Origin of the sequence: Pseudomonas sp. R4-34-07, assembly GCF_003852375.1 — a bacterium.
In the GTDB taxonomy this organism is placed as follows: domain Bacteria; phylum Pseudomonadota; class Gammaproteobacteria; order Pseudomonadales; family Pseudomonadaceae; genus Aquipseudomonas.
Genome location: NZ_CP027760.1, coordinates 402,151 through 420,119, shown reverse-complemented (window position 1 = coordinate 420,119; position 17,969 = coordinate 402,151). Strand labels below are relative to the sequence as shown.

Below are 17,969 nucleotides of genomic sequence, written 5' to 3'. Positions count from 1 at the left end.
ACGCTGAAACGTTTCGGGGCTTCTTTAACGGTGATCCGCCTCACAACACGGCGGATAACCTATCGCAGCAGCTTACTTCTTGTGATACGCCGTCACACGCTCAACTTCTTCCTTGGAACCCAGGAACACCGCCACACGCTGGTGCAGGCCTTCGGGCTGGATGTCGAGGATGCGCTGGTGGCCGTCAGTGGACGCCCCGCCCGCCTGCTCCACCAGGAACGACATCGGGTTGGCTTCGTACATCAGGCGCAGTTTGCCCGGCTTGGACGGTTCGCGGCCGTCACGTGGGTACATGAACAGGCCACCACGGGTCAGGATGCGGTGCACATCGGCAACCATGGCCGCGACCCAGCGCATGTTGAAGTTTTTCTTCAACGGGCCTTCTTCGCCTTCCATCAACTCGTTGACGTAGCGCTTCACCGGTTCTTCCCAGTGACGCTGGTTGGACATGTTGATCGCGAATTCCTGGGTGGAAGCCGGAATGGAGATGTCTTCGTGGGTGAGTACGAAGCTGCCCATTTCGCGGTCCAGGGTGAAGCCTTTGACGCCATCGCCCAGGGTCAGCACCAGCATGGTCTGTGGGCCGTAGATTGCGTAACCGGCGGCGACCTGCTCGGTGCCTGGCTGCAGGAAGGCCTTTTCGTTCAGGGCTTCGTTCTGGCTCAGGTATTCGTTCGGGCAACGCAGTACCGAGAAGATGGTGCCGACCGGCGCGTTGATGTCGATGTTGGACGAACCGTCCAGTGGGTCGAATACCAACAGGTACGCGCCTTTGGGGTATTTGCCCGGAATCTGGTAGGCATTGTCCATTTCCTCGGAGGCCATGCCGGCCAGGTGACCGCCCCATTCGTTGGCTTCGAGCAGGATTTCGTTGGAGATAACGTCGAGCTTTTTCTGCACTTCGCCCTGCACGTTTTCAGTGCCCATGCTGCCCAAGACACCACCCAGTGCGCCTTTGGACACGGCGTGGCTGATCTCCTTGCAAGCACGCGCCACCACTTCGATAAGGAAGCGCAGATCGGCAGGCGTGTTGTTGCTGCGGGTCTGCTCGATCAAATAGCGACTCAAGGTAACGCGGGACATGGACGGCTCCGGAGAATGGGGGGCTTAAAAACCCGCGCAGTTTAACGCGAGTCGGGGCTGATTTCCTCTAATCAGAGGATTTAACGCCAATAGAGTTCACGGGTTGGCGCAACGGCGATCTCCAACAACGCTGCATATATGCAGAACCCCATGTGGGAGGGGCTTGCTCCCGATAGCGGTGTGCCAGTCGACATAGCTGTTAACTGATAGACCGCTATCGGGAGCAAGCCCCCTCCCACATTTTCTACTGCGGTGTTTAGTCGAGGGCTTTCCAGATCTCGGTGGCGTATTCGCGGATCGTCCGGTCCGAGGAGAACCAGCCCATCCGCGCCGTATTCAGCACCGCCGAGCGCCACCAGGCCTTGGAGTCATGCCAATGCGCCTCGACCCGCGTCTGGGCGTCCCAGTAGGAGTCGAAGTCGGCACACACCAGGAAGCGGTCGTAGTCGATCAGCCCGTCGATCAAACCCACATACCGGCCCGGATCATCCGGCGAAAACACACCACCACGGATCGCCTGCAGCACATCGCTCAAGCGATGGGAGGCAGCGATTTCCGGCCCGGCGTTGAATTCACCGGCGTGCTTGCGAGCTTCGACCTGCTGGGCACTGAGGCCGAAGATGAACATGTGCTCGGCGCCCACCCGCTCGTGCATTTCCACGTTGGCGCCGTCCATGGTGCCGATGGTCAGCGCGCCGTTGAGGCCGAACTTCATGTTACTGGTGCCCGAGGCCTCGAAACCGGCGGTAGAAATCTGCTCAGACAAGTCCGCCGCCGGGATGATGCTTTCCGCCAGGCTGACGTTGTAGTTGGGCAGGAACACCACCTTGAGCAGGCCGCGTACGGTAGGGTCATTGTTGACGGTGCGCGCGATATCGTTGGTCAGCTTGATGATCAGCTTGGCCTGGTGATAACTCGCCGCCGCCTTGCCGGCGAAGATTTTCACCCGCGGCACCCAATCGACCTCCGGCTCGGCCCGGATCGCCTGATACAGCGCCACGGTGTGCAGCAGGTTGAGCAGTTGGCGCTTGTATTCGTGGATCCGTTTGACCTGCACGTCGAACATCGCCGCCGGGTTCACCGAAATACCCAGGCGCTCATGGATGATCTCGGCCAGCGCTCGCTTGCTGTGCAGGCGTTGGTCGGCGAAGGCTTTGCGGAAGGTCTGTTTCTCGGCGAAGGTTTCCAGCTCGCCCAGGCGGGTTTCCATGTTGTCGAGAATGTCAGGGCCCAGGGCTTGCACCAGCATATCGGTGAGCTTGGGGTTGGCCTGGTACAGCCAGCGGCGGAAGGTGATGCCGTTGGTTTTGTTGTTGATGCGCTCCGGGTAGAGCTTATGCAGTTCGGAAAACACCGTGCTGCGCATCAACTGAGTGTGCAGACCGGACACGCCGTTGACACTGTGGGAACCGAGGAACGCCAGGTTGCCCATGCGCACACGACGGCCGTTGTCTTCTTCAATCAACGACACGGCGCGCAGCACGTCGAAGTCGTGAATGCCCTTGGCACGCAGCGAGTCGATGTGCTGGGCGTTGATCAGGTAGATGATCTGCATATGCCGGGGCAGCATGCGTTCCATCAAACCGACCGGCCAGGTTTCCAATGCCTCGGGCAGCAAGGTGTGGTTGGTGTAGGAAAGCGTTTCGACGGTGACGTCCCACGCCGCTTCCCACGGAATGTCGTGCAGGTCGACCAACTGGCGCATCAACTCGGCCACGGCGATGGACGGGTGGGTATCGTTGAGCTGGATAGCGGCGTGTTCGCCCAGGCTCAGCACCGAGCCGTGCATGTTCTTGTGGCGGCGCAGCAAGTCTTGCAACGAGGCGGAAACGAAGAAGTATTCCTGGCGCAGACGCAGTTCCTGCCCCGCTTCGGTGCTGTCGGCCGGGTAGAGCACCCGGGAAATGCTTTCGGCGCGGGCCACCTCGGCCACGGCGCCCAAGTGGTCACCGGCGTTGAAGCGCTCCAGGTGCAGGTCTTCCACCGCACGGGCTCGCCACAGGCGCAGGGTGTTGACGCTGGCACCACGCCAGCCGACCACCGGGGTGTCGTAGGCAACGGCACGTACTGTTTCGCTGGGCGTCCACACCTGGATCAGCTTGCCGGAGGCGTCCGGCAGGGTTTCGACGCTGCCGCCAAAGCCGATCGGGTAAATCACCTCGGCCCGCTCGAACTCCCACGGGTTGCCGAAATCCAGCCAGCGTTCGGTCTGTTCCTGTTGCCAGCCATCGACAATCGCCTGGCGGAACAAGCCGTGTTCATAGCGAATGCCATAGCCGTGGCCGGCAATGCCCAGTGTCGACATGCTTTCCATAAAGCAGGCGGCCAAGCGCCCCAGGCCACCGTTGCCAAGCGCCGCGTCGGGCTCCAGCAAGCGGATGCGCTCAAGGTCCACACCCAGCTCGGACAGCGCGTCGCGTGCGATCTCGAGCACGCCGAGATTGCTCAGGCTGTCATAGAGCAGGCGACCGATAAGAAATTCCAGGGAAAGGTAATAGACCCGTTTCTGGCCTTTGCGGTATATGCGCCGCGTATGGTCCATCCAGTGGTCGACCATCTGGTCGCGGGCGGCCAGGGCAATGGCTTCGAACCAGTCGTGGTCGAAGGCGTGATCCGGGTCCTTGCCCACCGCGTAGGTGAGTTTGGTCAAGACAGCATCGCGAAATGCGGCTACCTCTGCTTCTCGTGCAAGTGGTTCCTGAGACATCAATTGCGACCTCGGGCGAGATAGAAGGAGTTGCTAGAGCCTAGACGGTCTGACAGACGGTGGACGCTCTGGTTCGTCAGTTTTTTAACTCATTGCGCGTTGCATGAATTTGATGCAGAGGTCGTGCCTGATCGCCGTTCGCGCAGAAACTCTGAAAAGGTTGTTCAAAAAACCACCAATCCCGGTATGATCGCGCGCCCGGATACAGCCCCACCTTTTGGAACCCTGATGAAGCCTCAACTGATCGCCGCTGCGGAACTCGACCGTCTCGAGACCTGGCAGAAATATTCCGCCCACATGTGCGGTGGCTGCGTGTCCAGCTGCTGCACGCTGCCGGTCGAAGTGAAGATCAAGGACCTGATCCGCATCGGCATCGTCGATGAGTTCGAGCGCGGCGACCCGCCGAAGAACATCGCCAAGCGTTTGCAGAAGGAAGGCATCGTCGAGCGCTTCAATTCCAAATCCGAGATTTTTACCTTGCAGCGCATGAGCAACAACGACTGCCTGTACCTGGATCGTAAAACGCGCTTTTGCACTATTTATGACAAGCGCCCGGATACCTGCCGCAACCACCCGAAAATCGGGCCGCGGCCGGGGTATTGCGCGTACAAGCCCAAGGAAGTGGTGCGCGAGACTAATTTCAAGACGCTCGACAAGTTTTGATGATCGTTCCCACGCTCCGCGTGGGAACGCAGCCCTGGACGCTCCGCGTCCGCTCTTAAAGGCGGGACGCAGAGCGTCCCCAGAGGCATTCCCACGCAGAGCGTGGGAACGATCAGACATAAAAAAACGCCCCCGGCCTTTCGACCGGGGGCGTTTTTATTCAGCCTGAGTTAACTCAGTTCTTGGCTTTCTTGGCAGCGCGGGTGCGCTCGCCTTCGTCCAGGATCTTCTTACGCAGGCGGATCGACTTAGGCGTGACTTCACACAGCTCGTCGTCCTGGATGAATTCCAGGGCCTGTTCCAGGGTGAACTTCACCGGTGGAACCAGAGCGATGGTTTCGTCTTTACCCGAAGCACGCATGTTGTCGAGCTTCTTGCCTTTGGTTGGGTTGACGCCCATGTCGTTGTCACGGCTGTTCAGACCAACGATCTGGCCGTTGTAGATCTCTTGACCGTGTTCAACGAACAGCTTGCCACGCGCCTGGAGGGTTTCCAGGGAGTAGGTCAGCGCCTTGCCGGTTTCTACCGATACCAGAACACCGTTCTGACGGCCGGACATGTCGCCGGACTTCATGGTGTCGTAGCGATCGAAGATCGAGGTCAGGATGCCAGCACCGTTGGTCAGGGTCAGGAACTGGTTACGGAAACCGATCAGACCGCGAGCAGGGATGTTGTATTCCAGACGCACACGGCCTTTGCCATCCGGCACCATGTTGGTCAGGTCGCCCTTACGCAGGCCCATCTCTTCCATCACCTTGCCCTGGGATTCTTCCGGGGTGTCGATGGTGACGTTTTCGAACGGTTCCTGCTTCACGCCGTCAACGGTACGGATGATCACTTCCGGACGACCAACACCCATTTCGAAGCCTTCGCGACGCATGGTTTCGATCAGTACCGAGAGGTGCAGCTCACCACGGCCGGAGACCTTGAACTTGTCAGCCGAATCGCCTTCTTCAACGCGCAGAGCAACGTTGTACAGCAGCTCTTTGTCCAGACGCTCCTTGATGTTACGGGAGGTCACGAACTTGCCTTCTTTACCGCAGAACGGCGAATCGTTGACCTGGAAGGTCATCGAAACGGTTGGCTCGTCAACGGTCAGAGGCTTCATCGCCTCGACGGTGTCCGGCTGGCACAGGGTGTCGGAGATGAACAGCGAGTCCATGCCGCTGACGCACACGATGTCGCCGGCGAAGGCTTCTTCGACGTCGATACGGTGCAGGCCGTGGTGGCCCATCAGCTTCAGGATACGGCCGTTACGCTTCTTGCCATCGGCGCCGATCGCGACAACCGGGGTGTTCGGCTTGACGCTGCCACGGGCAATACGGCCAACGCCGATAACACCCAGGAAGCTGTTGTAGTCCAGTGCCGAGATTTGCATCTGGAACGGGCCTTCACGGTCAACCTTCGGTGGTGGAACGTGGTCAACGATGGCCTGGTACAGCGGGGTCATGTCTTCCGCCATGGCGGTGTGTTCCAGACCGGCAATACCGTTCAGGGCCGAGGCGTAGATCACTTGGAAATCAAGCTGCTCTTCGGTGGCACCCAGGTTGTCGAACAGGTCGAAGATCTGGTCCAGAACCCAGTCAGGACGCGCGCCTGGACGGTCAACCTTGTTGATGCACACGATCGGACGCAGGCCGGCTTCAAAGGCCTTCTTGGTCACGAAACGGGTTTGCGGCATAGGGCCGTCTTGAGCGTCAACCAGCAGCAGAACGGAGTCAACCATCGACATTACGCGTTCTACTTCGCCGCCGAAGTCGGCGTGGCCCGGGGTGTCCACGATGTTGATGTGGTAGCCGTTCCAGTTGATTGCGGTGTTTTTTGCCAGGATGGTAATACCGCGCTCTTTTTCCTGGTCGTTGGAGTCCATCACGCGCTCGTCGTTGAGCTCGTTGCGCTCCAGGGTGCCGGATTGACGCAAGAGTTTGTCTACCAGGGTGGTTTTACCATGGTCAACGTGAGCAATGATGGCGATGTTACGTAGATTTTCGATCACTTGTGTATCTCGATCAGAGGATTCGGTGTGCTGACAGGTCGTGGCAGCGATTTACAGTAGAGTCAGGCCTTGCCGTTACAGCTTGACGGCAGAGTCGGGGGGCCGGTGACGCAGGCCACAGGCAAACAGCCCCGGGCTCTTAGCTCGGTCGATAAACGCGCACATTGGCATGCCCCTCACTGAGCAAATGGTGGGCATGCAGGCGACTCATCACGCCTTTGTCGCAATACAGCAGGTACTGACGGCTGTCATCCAGTGCCTTGAAACGCGCGTTCAATGCATAAAACGGCAGCGTTTGTACGTCGATGCCAGGAATTTCCAGCGGCTCATCTTCGGCGGCATCCGGGTGACGGATGTCGATGATGATCTGGCCGGCCAGGGCTTCGCTGACTTCTTCGATCTGCACATCCTGGCCCAGCTCGTCGATGACGCGATCGATCGGGACCAGTTTGGCGTTCTCGAGCGCTCGCTCCAGAATCGCCATGTCGAACTGTTGTTCTTCATACTCCACGCGGTTGCGCTTGGCGTGGGTCTTGGGGTTCACCGAGATGACCCCGCAATACTCAGGCATATGCTTGGCAAAATCGGCGGTGCCGATCTGCTCTGCCTGATCGATGATGTCCTGCTTGTGGCTGGCGATCAGCGGGCGCAACACCAGTTTCTCGGTGACGCAATCGATGATCGACAGGTTTGGCAGCGTCTGGCTGGAGACCTGGGAGATCGCTTCACCGGTCACCAGCGCGTCGATCTGCAAGCGATCGGCAATCCGCGACGCCGCGCGCAACATCATACGCTTCAATACGACGCCCATATGACCGTTATCGACTTTGCCGAGAATTTCGCCCAGCACTTCCTCGAACGGTACGCTCACAAATAGCACGCGTTGGGAGCTGCCGTACTTCTTCCAGATAAAGTGCGCAACTTCCATCACGCCCAATTCGTGTGCACGCCCGCCCAGGTTGAAGAAGCAGAAGTGGCTCATCAGGCCGCGACGCATGATCTGGTAGGCCGCCACGGTGGAATCGAAACCGCCGGACATCAATACCAGGGTCTGTTCCAGGGCGCCCAACGGGTAGCCGCCAATGCTGTTGTGCTGGCTGTGGATCACAAACAACCGTTTGTCGCGAATTTCCATGCGCACTTCAATTTGCGGTGCTTTCAGGGAAATTCCAGCGGCACCGCACTCGCGACGCAGCTTGCTGCCGACGTATTTCTCTACGTCCATGGAGCTGAATGGATGCTTGCCGGCACGCTTGCAGCGCACCGAAAAAATCTTGCCGGCCAGCGCGTCACCGAAGTGCTGCTTGCACTTCTCGGTAATGTCGTCGAAGTCGCCCAGCGGGTACTCATCCACCTGCAGGAAATGCGCGATACCCGGCATGCAGCTCAGGCGTTCGGTCATGTCCTTCAAGGCTTTGGCGTCGGTCAGGCGGGTTTCCAGCTCGAGATTGTCCCACACGCCATTCACCACCACAGCCGGGTCCAGGTCACGGAGCACGGCACGGATGTTCTTGGCCAATTGACGGATGAAACGCGTCCGTACCGGTCGGCTCTTGATGGTGATCTCGGGGAAGACTTTAACGATTAATTTCATGGAAACAGCGCGCGCCGGGCCTGCTGAAAAAGGGGGGCGCGGATTATAGCGGAAATCGCTCAAGGTTTAACCAGTTAATATGCAGCGCATTCGCCACGCACCAAAACGGGTCATTTTCGCCCGTTAGCGCTACATTGCAGTGCGCTATTTACCGCGCTTTGGCCGATTGCACCGTTATAGGGGCCATTTTGAAGCAAAAAGACCATGTTGGCGCACTGGCATGCAATTTGCTCTCTTGTGAGGCAGGTTGCCTTGGCGGAGTATCCGCGCCGGCATCACCCAAATTCTAAGGGCTAACTCCACTACCCTAGCCCGAAGCCACCCGGAGGACACCATGTCGAAGTCGGTTCAACTCATCAAAGATCATGACGTTAAATGGATTGATCTGCGCTTCACGGACACCAAAGGTACTCAGCACCACGTGACCATGCCGGCTCGCGACGCGCTGGATGATGCTTTCTTCGAAGAAGGCAAGATGTTCGACGGTTCCTCCATCGCTGGCTGGAAAGGCATCGAAGCCTCCGACATGATCCTGATGCCGGACGACAGCACTGCCGTCCTCGACCCGTTCACCGAAGACCCAACCCTGATCATCGTCTGCGACGTGATCGAGCCTTCGACCATGCAAGGCTACGACCGCGACCCACGTGCGATCGCCAAGCGTGCCGAGGAATACCTGAAGTCGACCGGTATCGGCGACACCGTATTCGTAGGCCCGGAGCCAGAATTCTTCATCTTCGATTCGGTCAAGTTCAAGTCCGACATCTCCGGCTCCATGTTCAAGATCTACTCCGAACAAGGCTCGTGGATGTCCGACCAGGACGTGGAAGGCGGCAACAAAGGCCACCGTCCAGGCATCAAAGGTGGCTACTTCCCGGTTCCGCCGTTCGACCACGACCACGAAATCCGTACCTCCATGTGCAACGCCATGGAAGAAATGGGCCTGGTCATCGAAGTTCACCACCACGAAGTGGCGACTGCCGGCCAGAACGAAATCGGTGTGAAGTTCAACACCCTGGTCGCCAAGGCTGACGAAGTCCAGACCCTGAAGTACTGCGTACACAACGTGGCTGATGCCTACGGCCGTACCGCTACCTTCATGCCTAAGCCGCTGTACGGCGATAACGGTTCGGGTATGCACGTTCACTTGTCCATCGCCAAAGAAGGCAAGAACACCTTCGCCGGCGAAGGTTATGCTGGCCTGTCCGACACCGCCCTGTACTTCATCGGCGGTATCATCAAGCACGGTAAGGCCCTGAACGGCTTCACCAACCCGTCGACCAACTCCTACAAGCGTCTGGTTCCAGGCTTCGAAGCGCCGGTGATGCTGGCCTACTCGGCACGTAACCGTTCCGCCTCTATCCGTATCCCTTACGTGTCCAGCCCGCGCGCTCGTCGTATCGAAGCCCGCTTCCCGGACCCGGCAGCCAACCCATACCTGGCTTTCGCAGCCCTGGTCATGGCTGGCCTGGACGGCATCCAGAACAAGATCCACCCTGGCGACGCCGCCGACAAAAACTTGTACGACCTGCCGCCTGAAGAGGCCAAAGAGATCCCACAAGTGTGCGGCAGCCTGAAAGAAGCCCTGGAAGAACTGGACAAGGGCCGTGCGTTCCTGACCAAAGGCGGCGTATTCAGCGACGACTTCATCGATGCCTACATCGAGCTGAAAAGCGAAGAAGAAATCAAGGTTCGTACCTTCGTACACCCACTGGAATACGAGCTGTACTACAGCTGCTGATCCGGTAGCGCTGCTTGACTTAGCGTGATGGCAAAAGGCCTCCTTCGGGAGGTCTTTTTTTGCGCAATTTTTTGTAGGAGCGAGCTTGCTCGCGAAAAACGCAAAGACACCTCATTTCTTCAACATTTACGCGCTATCGTTAACGACCTTCGCGAGCAAGCTCGCTCCTACAGGGGATCGCCTTTGAAATCTCGATTCGTATTTGCCTTGATGTTCGTCAGTGCCGGCGCTTGCGCCGCACCGCCTACCCTCGAGCCGCTGCTCAACAGCATCGCCGAGCGCCTGGAAATAGCCGACCAGGTAGCCTTGAGCAAATGGGACAGCCATAAACCCGTGGAAGATAAAAAGCGCGAGCAGGAAGTGATCGCCAGCGTCGTCGCCCAAGCACCGAGCTACAAACTGGACCCCGCCGCCGCCGAGCAATTTTTCTCGGCGCAGATCGAGGCAAACAAACTGGTGCAGTACACCCACTTGTCCGACTGGCAATTCCAGGGCAAGGCCCCCGACGATCCGCGTCCGGACCTGGTCAAGCAGATTCGCCCGCGATTGGATGAGCTGCAAAAACGCCTGCTGCAGCAGTTGGCCGACTTCACGCCCCTGCGCACAGACCCTCAATGCCCGCAATGGCTTGCCGAGGCGGTGCATGAGCCGCTGAATGATCCGCTGCGCCAACTGGCGATGATTCGCGCCACAGCGGAGCTGTGCGTCTACAAAGGTTAACGCCTGCAAACCCAATCACAACTGTGGGAGGGGGCTTGCTCCCGATAGCAGAGTGTCAGTCAGCATATTTAACAGCTGATACACCGCTATCGGGAGCAAGCCCCCTCCCACATTGGATTTGGGTGCATTCAGCTTCCTGAACAGACTTTCTCAAACCGCACTATATTGGTGCGATAGGTTGCACCCATCCCAGCGACCCAGCCCATTTTGGTTCGATTCTTCCCGAACAAGCTGGCAGAGCGCCACAGTTTCGCGCCTGAACCCCTTATTTCAGGGCTTTAACGCTTCTTTTCGGAGCCTTGGTTTGGTTTTTGCATTTTCCTTGTATCAGCGTGTGCCTCAAGCCTGCGCCTTGCTCCAAAAGAGGTCCTGATGACCATCAGTGATGCACTGCACCGTTTGCTACTCGACAACCTGACCACTGCGACCATCCTGCTCAATGCCGACCTGCGCCTTGAGTACATGAACCCGGCGGCGGAGATGCTACTGGCCATCAGCGGCCAGCGCAGCCATGGGCAGTTCATCAGCGAATTGTTCACCGAGTCGGCCGAGGCCTTGAGCTCGTTGCGCCAGGCCGTGGAGCAGGCACACCCGTTCACCAAGCGCGAAGCGATGCTCACCGCCCTGACCGGGCAGACGCTGACTGTCGACTACGCGGTGACGCCGATCCTGAGCAATGGCGCGACGCTGCTGCTGCTCGAAGTGCACCCCCGCGACCGCCTGCTGCGCATCACCAAGGAGGAGGCGCAGCTGTCCAAGCAGGAAACCAGCAAGATGCTGGTGCGCGGCCTGGCCCACGAGATCAAGAACCCGCTGGGCGGCATTCGTGGCGCGGCGCAGTTGCTGGCCCGCGAGCTGCCGGAGGAGCATCTCAAGGACTACACCAACGTCATCATCGAAGAGGCCGACCGCCTGCGCAACCTGGTGGACCGCATGCTCGGCTCCAACAAGCTGCCGTCGCTGGCGATGACCAACGTGCACGAAGTGCTGGAGCGCGTCTGCCAACTGGTCGAGGCCGAAAGCCAGGGCTGCATCACCCTGGTGCGCGACTATGACCCCAGCATCCCCGATGTCTTGATCGACCGCGAGCAGATGATCCAAGCGGTGCTCAACATCGTGCGCAACGCCATGCAGGCCATCAGCAGCCAGAACGAGCTGCGCCTGGGCCGCATCAGCCTGCGCACCCGCGCCCTGCGCCAGTTCACCATCGGCCATGTGCGCCATCGCCTGGTGACCAAGGTCGAAATCATCGACAACGGCCCGGGCATTCCTGCGGAATTGCAGGAAACCATCTTCTTCCCCATGGTCAGTGGCCGCCCGGACGGTACCGGGCTGGGCCTGGCCATTACCCAGAACATCATCAGCCAGCATCAGGGCCTGATCGAATGTGAGAGCCATCCCGGCCACACCACGTTCTCGATCTTCCTGCCATTGGAACAAGGAGCCCCCACGACATGAGCCGTAGTGAAACTGTCTGGATCGTCGATGACGACCGTTCTATCCGCTGGGTCCTGGAGAAAGCCTTGCAACAGGAAGGCATGACCACCCAGAGCTTCGACAGCGCCGACGGCGTGATGAGCCGCCTGGCTCGCCAGCAGCCGGATGTGATCATCTCCGATATCCGCATGCCCGGCGCCAGCGGCCTGGACCTGCTGGCGCGGATTCGCGAACAGCACCCGCGCCTGCCGGTGATCATCATGACGGCGCACTCGGACCTGGACAGCGCTGTCGCGTCGTATCAGGGCGGCGCCTTCGAATACCTGCCCAAGCCTTTCGACGTGGATGAGGCGGTGGCGCTGGTCAAGCGCGCCAACCAGCACGCCCAAGAACAGCAGAACCAGGAAGCTCCGCCGGCCCTGACGCGCACACCGGAAATCATCGGTGAAGCGCCGGCGATGCAGGAAGTGTTTCGCGCCATCGGGCGCTTGAGCCACTCCAACATCACCGTGCTGATCAACGGCGAGTCGGGTACCGGTAAAGAGCTGGTCGCCCACGCGCTGCATCGTCACAGCCCTCGGGCGGCGTCGCCGTTTATCGCGTTGAATATGGCGGCTATCCCGAAAGACTTGATGGAGTCCGAGCTGTTCGGCCATGAAAAAGGCGCGTTCACCGGCGCTGCCAACCTGCGGCGCGGGCGCTTTGAGCAAGCGGACGGCGGCACTCTGTTCCTCGATGAAATCGGCGACATGCCAGCCGATACCCAGACCCGCCTGCTGCGGGTGCTGGCCGATGGTGAGTTCTATCGCGTCGGCGGGCATACGCCGGTCAAGGTCGATGTACGCATCATCGCGGCGACCCACCAGAACCTGGAAACCCTGGTCCACGCCGGCAAATTCCGCGAGGACTTGTTCCATCGCCTCAACGTGATCCGTATCCACATCCCGCGCATGTCGGACCGCCGCGAAGACATCCCCACCCTCGCCCGCCACTTCCTCAGCCGCGCCGCCCAGGAGCTGGCCGTCGAGCCGAAGCTGCTCAAGAGCGAGACCGAGGAATACCTGAAGAACCTGCCATGGCCCGGCAACGTACGCCAGCTGGAGAACACCTGCCGCTGGATCACGGTGATGGCGTCCGGGCGCGAAGTGCATATCAGCGACCTGCCGCCGGAACTGCTGAGCCTGCCGCAGGATTCGGCACCGGTCACCAACTGGGAACAGGCACTGCGCCAATGGGCCGACCAGGCCCTGGCACGCGGCCAGTCGAACCTGCTGGACAGCGCCGTGCCGGCGTTCGAGCGGATCATGATCGAGACCGCACTCAAGCACACCGCTGGCCGCCGTCGCGATGCCGCCGTGCTGCTGGGTTGGGGGCGTAATACCCTGACGCGCAAGATCAAGGAGCTGGGGATGAAGGTCGACGGCGGGGATGACGACGAAGGTGACGAGGGCTGATCGCCGCTCTCTGATCCACCGAGGATCCAATGTGGGAGGGGGCTTGCTCCCGATAGCAGTGGTTCAGTCACAACATCTGTGTCTGATCTACCGCTATCGGGAGCAAGCCCCCTCCCACATTTGGATCTTCACAAGGCTCATAGTCATGCACCGATTCAATGCACCATGAACCGGCATCGGGCATGGAGCTGGCACCCGAAAGATTGCTACGACTGAAAAACTCTCCACAGCTGAAACCACCAAAGCCCCGAATTCCGGGGCTTTGCGCTTTCTTGCAAGTTTTTACGAGGCAATTTGCAAACTCTGGCACGCCCCCTGCAATACCCCTTGTACTACCCAGTTTCGGGGACCTTGGTACAGGCAGGCCGAGAATCCCCTCTTTAACACCGAAGCCCTAGGCTTCACCCCGTTTTGGGAGCCCTGGTACAGGCAGGCCGGGAACTCCCTCTTTTATTGCTCGTGGAGATGGATCTCCAGCCGCCAGCGGTCATCGACCTCTTCGCCCTTCCACTCCCCGCGTAATGGTCGAGCCGCCACCAGGTTCAGCAGCAAGCCGCCGTCGGTCTTGCGTACGCGCCAGTTCACATCCTTGTCATTGACCTTGAGTTGCCCACTGGCGGCATTGCCCTGTGCGTCGAACAGCAGCGCCACGGTGCCGTCGATATGCTCGCCGTGCAGCTTGGGTTCGCTGTTGAACCACACCACCAAACCGTCCGCCGCAGGTTCCACTTGCTGCAGCTCGACCGGGTCCGCAGTGGTCAAGCGACCGATCATCAAGCCAATCATCAAGCCGACAATCGCCAGTGAGCCGAGCACCCGCGGCAATAGCTTCGGCCTCGGGTCGTCTTCGGGGGTAGAATGCAGCGCATCTTTACCTTCGGAGCCGTGCATGTTTCACGTCATCCTTTTTCAACCAGAAATTCCGCCGAATACCGGCAACGTTATCAGGCTGTGCGCCAACAGTGGCTGCCACCTGCATTTGATCGAGCCGCTGGGCTTCGACATGGACGACAAACGCCTGCGCCGCGCCGGGCTGGATTACCACGAGTACGCTACCCTCAAGCGCCACGCCGACCTGGCAAGCTGCCTGGAAAGCCTGGGCCACCCGCGCTTGTTCGCGTTCACCACCAAGGGCTCGCGGCCGTTTCATGATGCCAGCTTCGCCGAGGGTGACGCGTTTCTGTTCGGCCCCGAGAGCCGGGGCCTGCCGGCCGAAGTGCTCGACGCCCTGCCCGACGGCCATCGCCTGCGCTTGCCGATGCGCGAAGGCTGCCGCAGCCTGAACCTGTCGAACACCGTCGCCGTGGCGGTCTATGAAGGCTGGCGCCAACTCGGCTTCAAGTAACACCGCATAGCAAATGTGGGAGGGGGCTTGCCCCCGATAGCGGTATTTCAGCCAGCATATCTGTAGCTGACCCACCGCCATCGGGGGCAAGCCCCCTCCCACATTTTTTACCGCATCGACTTATTGAACCGTCGACGAACCTTCCTGTTGCATGCGCTGCAGCTCTTGGGCGTACAGGGCATCGAAGTTCACCGGTGCCAGCATCAGCGCCGGGAACGAGCCACGGGTGACCAGACTGTCCAGGGTCTCACGGGCGTACGGGAACAGGATATTCGGGCAGAACGCGCCCAGAGTGTGGCTCATGGACGCTTCGTCCAGGCCCTGGATCAGGAAAATACCGGCCTGTTGCACTTCAGCGATGAAGGCCACTTCTTCGCCGTTCTTGACGGTGACCGACAGGGTCAGCACGACTTCGTGGAAGTCACCTTCCAGGGCTTTTTGACGGGTGTTCAGGTCCAGCGCAACGCTTGGGGTCCACTCCTGGCGGAAGATGGCCGGGCTTTTCGGCGCTTCGAACGACAGGTCACGCACATAGATGCGCTGCAGCGAAAACTGTGGGCCTTGGGCTTCTGCTGCTTCGGTGTTCTGTTGATCAGTCATCGCAGATCCTTCTCTATCTTGGGGCTTTTAGGGGTTAGGCGGACAGCAGCGCATCAAGTTTACCGGCGCGCTCAAGGGCAAACAGGTCGTCGCAGCCACCGATGTGCCGGGTGCCGATCCAGATCTGCGGGACCGACGTGCGCCCTGCCTTCTGGGCCATTTCGGCGCGCACCTGGGGCTTGCCATCGACTTTTATCTCTTCGAAGGCAACGCCCTTCTTACCCAGTAAAGCCTTGGCTCGCACGCAATAAGGGCAATAATCGCTGGAATACACGACAACCTGGCTCATATCACTTCACCAGCGGCAGGTTATCGGCCTTCCAGCTGCCGATACCGCCGGACAGTTTGGCGGCGGTGAAGCCGGCCTTGAGCATTTCACGCGCGTGAGTGCCGGAATGCTGGCCCTGGGCGTCGACCAGGATGATGGTCTTGGCCTTGTGCTTTTCCAGCTCGCCCAGGCGCGCCATCAGCTTGTCCTGGGGAATGTTCAGGGCACCGACGATATGGCCGGCGGCGAAATCCTTGGCCGGGCGGATATCCACGACAACCGCTTCATCCTTGTTGACCAGCGCGGTCAGCTCCGACGTGCTCAGGCTGCGGCCACCACGGCTCAATTCGTGAGCGATCAGCAGCGCCAGCAGGATGACGAAGGCACCCACGAGCAGATAGTGGGCAGTGGCAAATGCAATCAGGTGATCAACCATCAAGGAGGTTCCAGGGCGTTAAAATGGCGGTAAGTATACACAGCCGCCAGGGGCGGCCAACCCCCGTAAAGCGGTGACGCGGTTGGAACTTCGCTTTAAACTGCCACTCCCTTTTCCATTGTCTTCCTTTATTACCGCCGCGAGAGGATCTATGACTACCACGCCTAAACCTTTGGTCCTGATTATTCTCGATGGCTTCGGACACAGTGAAAGCCACCACGACAACGCTGTGTACGCAGCGAACAAGCCCGTGCTGGACCGCCTCACCGCCACCGTACCCAACGGCCTGATCTCCGGTTCCGGCATGGACGTGGGCCTGCCGGACGGTCAAATGGGCAACTCGGAAGTCGGCCACATGAATCTCGGCGCCGGACGAGTGGTCTATCAGGACTTCACCCGTGTGACCAAAGCGATCCGCGATGGCGAGTTCTTCGAGAACCCGACCATCTGCGCTGCGGTGGATAAAGCCGTCGCCGCCGGCAAGGCCGTGCACTTCATGGGCCTGCTGTCCGATGGCGGCGTGCACAGCCATCAGGACCACCTGGTGGCCATGGCCGAACTGGCCTTCAAGCGCGGCGCCGACAAAATCTACCTGCACGCCTTCCTCGATGGCCGCGATACCCCGCCCAAAAGCGCGCAGTCGTCCATCGAACTGCTCGACACCACCTTCGCCGCCCTGGGCAAGGGCCGTATCGCCAGCATCGTGGGCCGCTACTTCGCCATGGACCGCGACAACCGCTGGGACCGCGTAGCCCAAGCCTACAACCTGATCGTCGACGGCCAGGCCGAATTCAACGCCCCTACCGCCCAGCAAGGCCTGGAAGCCGCCTACGCGCGTGGCGAGAGCGATGAATTCGTCAAGGCCACCACCATCGGCGAGCCGGTGAAGGTCGAAGACGGCGACGCCATGGTGTTCATGAACTTCCGCGCCGACCGTGCCCGTGAGCTGAGCCATGTGTTTGTCGACGACGGCTTCAAAGACTTCGAGCGCGCGCGCCAGCCGAAGGTCGAGTTCGTCATGCTGACCCAATACGCTGCCAATATCCCGGCCCCTTCGGCGTTCGCTCCGGGCAGCCTGGAAAACGTGCTGGGCGACTACCTGGCAAAAAACGGCAAGACGCAACTGCGCATCGCAGAAACCGAAAAATATGCCCACGTGACCTTCTTCTTCTCCGGCGGGCGTGAAGAACCGTTCCCCGGCGAAGAGCGCATCCTGATCCCGTCGCCCAAAGTCGCCACCTACGACCTGCAGCCAGAAATGAGTGCGCCGGAAGTCACCGACAAGATCGTCGACGCCATCGAGCATCAGCGTTACGACGTGATCGTGGTCAACTACGCCAACGGCGACATGGTCGGTCATAGCGGCAACCTGGAAGCAGCGGTCAAGGCCGTGGAATGCCTGGACCTGTGTGTCGGTCGCATCGTCGATGCCCTGGACAAGGTCGGTGGCGAAGCGCTGATCACGGCGGACCACGGCAACTGCGAGCAGATGTCCGATGAATCCACCGGCCAGGCCCATACGGCCCACACCACCGAACCGGTGCCGTTCATCTACGTCGGCAAGCGCGATTTCAAAGTGCGCAACGGTGGCGTACTGGCGGATGTGGCGCCGACCATGCTGATGTTGATGGGGCTGGAGAAGCCGAAAGAGATGACCGGGACCTCGATCTTGGTCTGATCTAAACAGCAACGCATAACAATGTGGGAGGGGGCTTGCTCCCGATAGCGGTGTGCCAGTCGACACTTATGTGACTGAGCTACCGCAATCGGGGGCAAGCCCCCTCCCACATTGGATCTGCATTGTTTGCTAGATATCTTTTTGCCATACCACCGCCACTCGGCACCTATCTTGCCCGCCAGCCCCAATTGGGCGTTTTTTTTGCAGCGCTTGGCGGGCATACTAGGCCGTCCCTTTCCCCTGGTGT

At 59.8% G+C, this 17,969-nt stretch carries 15 protein-coding genes; 7 read left to right on the top strand and 8 right to left on the bottom strand.

Annotated features, from left to right (window positions below; genetic code table 11):
* Positions 1-72: 72 nt before the first annotated feature.
* Both C4J85_RS01765 and C4J85_RS01760 read right to left on the bottom strand, forming a co-directional pair.
* The gene (locus C4J85_RS01765) at positions 73-1,083 is read right to left on the bottom strand and encodes a class 1 fructose-bisphosphatase (RefSeq protein ID WP_124360871.1); all 1,011 of its coding nucleotides are present in this window, start codon (positions 1,081-1,083) and stop codon (positions 73-75) included.
* A 256-nt stretch (positions 1,084-1,339) separates the two neighbouring features.
* The gene (locus tag C4J85_RS01760; protein ID WP_124406056.1) at positions 1,340-3,790 is read right to left on the bottom strand and encodes a glycogen/starch/alpha-glucan phosphorylase; all 2,451 of its coding nucleotides are present in this window, start codon (positions 3,788-3,790) and stop codon (positions 1,340-1,342) included.
* A 228-nt stretch (positions 3,791-4,018) separates the two neighbouring features.
* Here C4J85_RS01760 and C4J85_RS01755 point away from each other — a divergent pair, with 228 nt between their 5' ends.
* Positions 4,019-4,453, top strand: a complete 435-nt coding sequence (locus C4J85_RS01755; protein ID WP_003237464.1) for a YkgJ family cysteine cluster protein — start codon at positions 4,019-4,021, stop codon at positions 4,451-4,453.
* 175 nt (positions 4,454-4,628) lie between these two features.
* Here the strand turns inward: C4J85_RS01755 and typA are convergent, their stop codons facing one another.
* Both typA and thiI read right to left on the bottom strand, forming a co-directional pair.
* Positions 4,629-6,449, bottom strand: coding sequence for a translational GTPase TypA (gene typA / locus C4J85_RS01745; RefSeq protein WP_124365497.1), 1,821 nt, complete (start codon positions 6,447-6,449; stop codon positions 4,629-4,631).
* 139 nt (positions 6,450-6,588) lie between these two features.
* A complete protein-coding gene (gene thiI / locus C4J85_RS01740) occupies positions 6,589-8,043 on the bottom strand; it encodes a tRNA uracil 4-sulfurtransferase ThiI (protein ID WP_124408853.1) in 1,455 nt (484 codons plus the stop codon).
* Between the two features lie 334 nt (positions 8,044-8,377).
* Between thiI and glnA the strand changes: the two genes are divergently transcribed.
* From glnA to ntrC, 4 genes are all read left to right on the top strand, one after another.
* Positions 8,378-9,784, top strand: coding sequence for a glutamate--ammonia ligase (glnA, locus tag C4J85_RS01730; protein ID WP_124360867.1), 1,407 nt, complete (start codon positions 8,378-8,380; stop codon positions 9,782-9,784).
* A 183-nt stretch (positions 9,785-9,967) separates the two neighbouring features.
* Positions 9,968-10,504, top strand: coding sequence for a chorismate mutase (locus C4J85_RS01725; RefSeq protein ID WP_124365494.1), 537 nt, complete (start codon positions 9,968-9,970; stop codon positions 10,502-10,504).
* Between the two features lie 372 nt (positions 10,505-10,876).
* On the top strand, positions 10,877-11,962 hold the full coding sequence (gene glnL / locus C4J85_RS01720; protein WP_005783937.1) for a nitrogen regulation protein NR(II): 1,086 nt from the start codon (positions 10,877-10,879) through the stop codon (positions 11,960-11,962).
* A complete protein-coding gene (gene ntrC, locus C4J85_RS01715; RefSeq protein WP_003218003.1) occupies positions 11,959-13,395 on the top strand; it encodes a nitrogen regulation protein NR(I) in 1,437 nt (478 codons plus the stop codon). Before glnL ends, ntrC begins: the two co-directional genes overlap by 4 nt.
* A gap of 450 nt (positions 13,396-13,845) precedes the next feature.
* Here ntrC and C4J85_RS01705 read toward each other — a convergent pair whose 3' ends face one another.
* Positions 13,846-14,286 (bottom strand): hypothetical protein, encoded by a 441-nt coding sequence (locus C4J85_RS01705; RefSeq protein ID WP_124406054.1) that lies wholly within the window; start codon positions 14,284-14,286, stop codon positions 13,846-13,848.
* Between C4J85_RS01705 and C4J85_RS01700 the strand changes: the two genes are divergently transcribed.
* Complete coding sequence (locus C4J85_RS01700; protein ID WP_003171120.1) at positions 14,285-14,740, top strand: tRNA (cytidine(34)-2'-O)-methyltransferase; 456 nt, start codon at positions 14,285-14,287, stop codon at positions 14,738-14,740. The genes C4J85_RS01705 and C4J85_RS01700 overlap by 2 nt on opposite strands.
* A 120-nt stretch (positions 14,741-14,860) precedes the next feature.
* Here the strand turns inward: C4J85_RS01700 and secB are convergent, their stop codons facing one another.
* The 3 genes from secB to C4J85_RS01685 are packed head-to-tail and all read right to left on the bottom strand — an operon-like array spanning position 14,861 to position 16,044.
* Positions 14,861-15,340, bottom strand: coding sequence for a protein-export chaperone SecB (gene secB, locus C4J85_RS01695; protein ID WP_012721755.1), 480 nt, complete (start codon positions 15,338-15,340; stop codon positions 14,861-14,863).
* A 34-nt stretch (positions 15,341-15,374) separates the two neighbouring features.
* Positions 15,375-15,629, bottom strand: coding sequence for a glutaredoxin 3 (gene grxC / locus C4J85_RS01690; RefSeq protein WP_124365491.1), 255 nt, complete (start codon positions 15,627-15,629; stop codon positions 15,375-15,377).
* Position 15,630: 1 nt separating this feature from the next.
* Entirely contained in the window at positions 15,631-16,044 is a 414-nt protein-coding gene (locus C4J85_RS01685) for a rhodanese-like domain-containing protein (RefSeq protein ID WP_124360862.1), read from the bottom strand.
* A 151-nt stretch (positions 16,045-16,195) separates the two neighbouring features.
* Here C4J85_RS01685 and gpmI point away from each other — a divergent pair, with 151 nt between their 5' ends.
* Positions 16,196-17,722 (top strand): 2,3-bisphosphoglycerate-independent phosphoglycerate mutase, encoded by a 1,527-nt coding sequence (gene gpmI / locus C4J85_RS01680; RefSeq protein ID WP_124360861.1) that lies wholly within the window; start codon positions 16,196-16,198, stop codon positions 17,720-17,722.
* Positions 17,723-17,969: the final 247 nt, after the last annotated feature.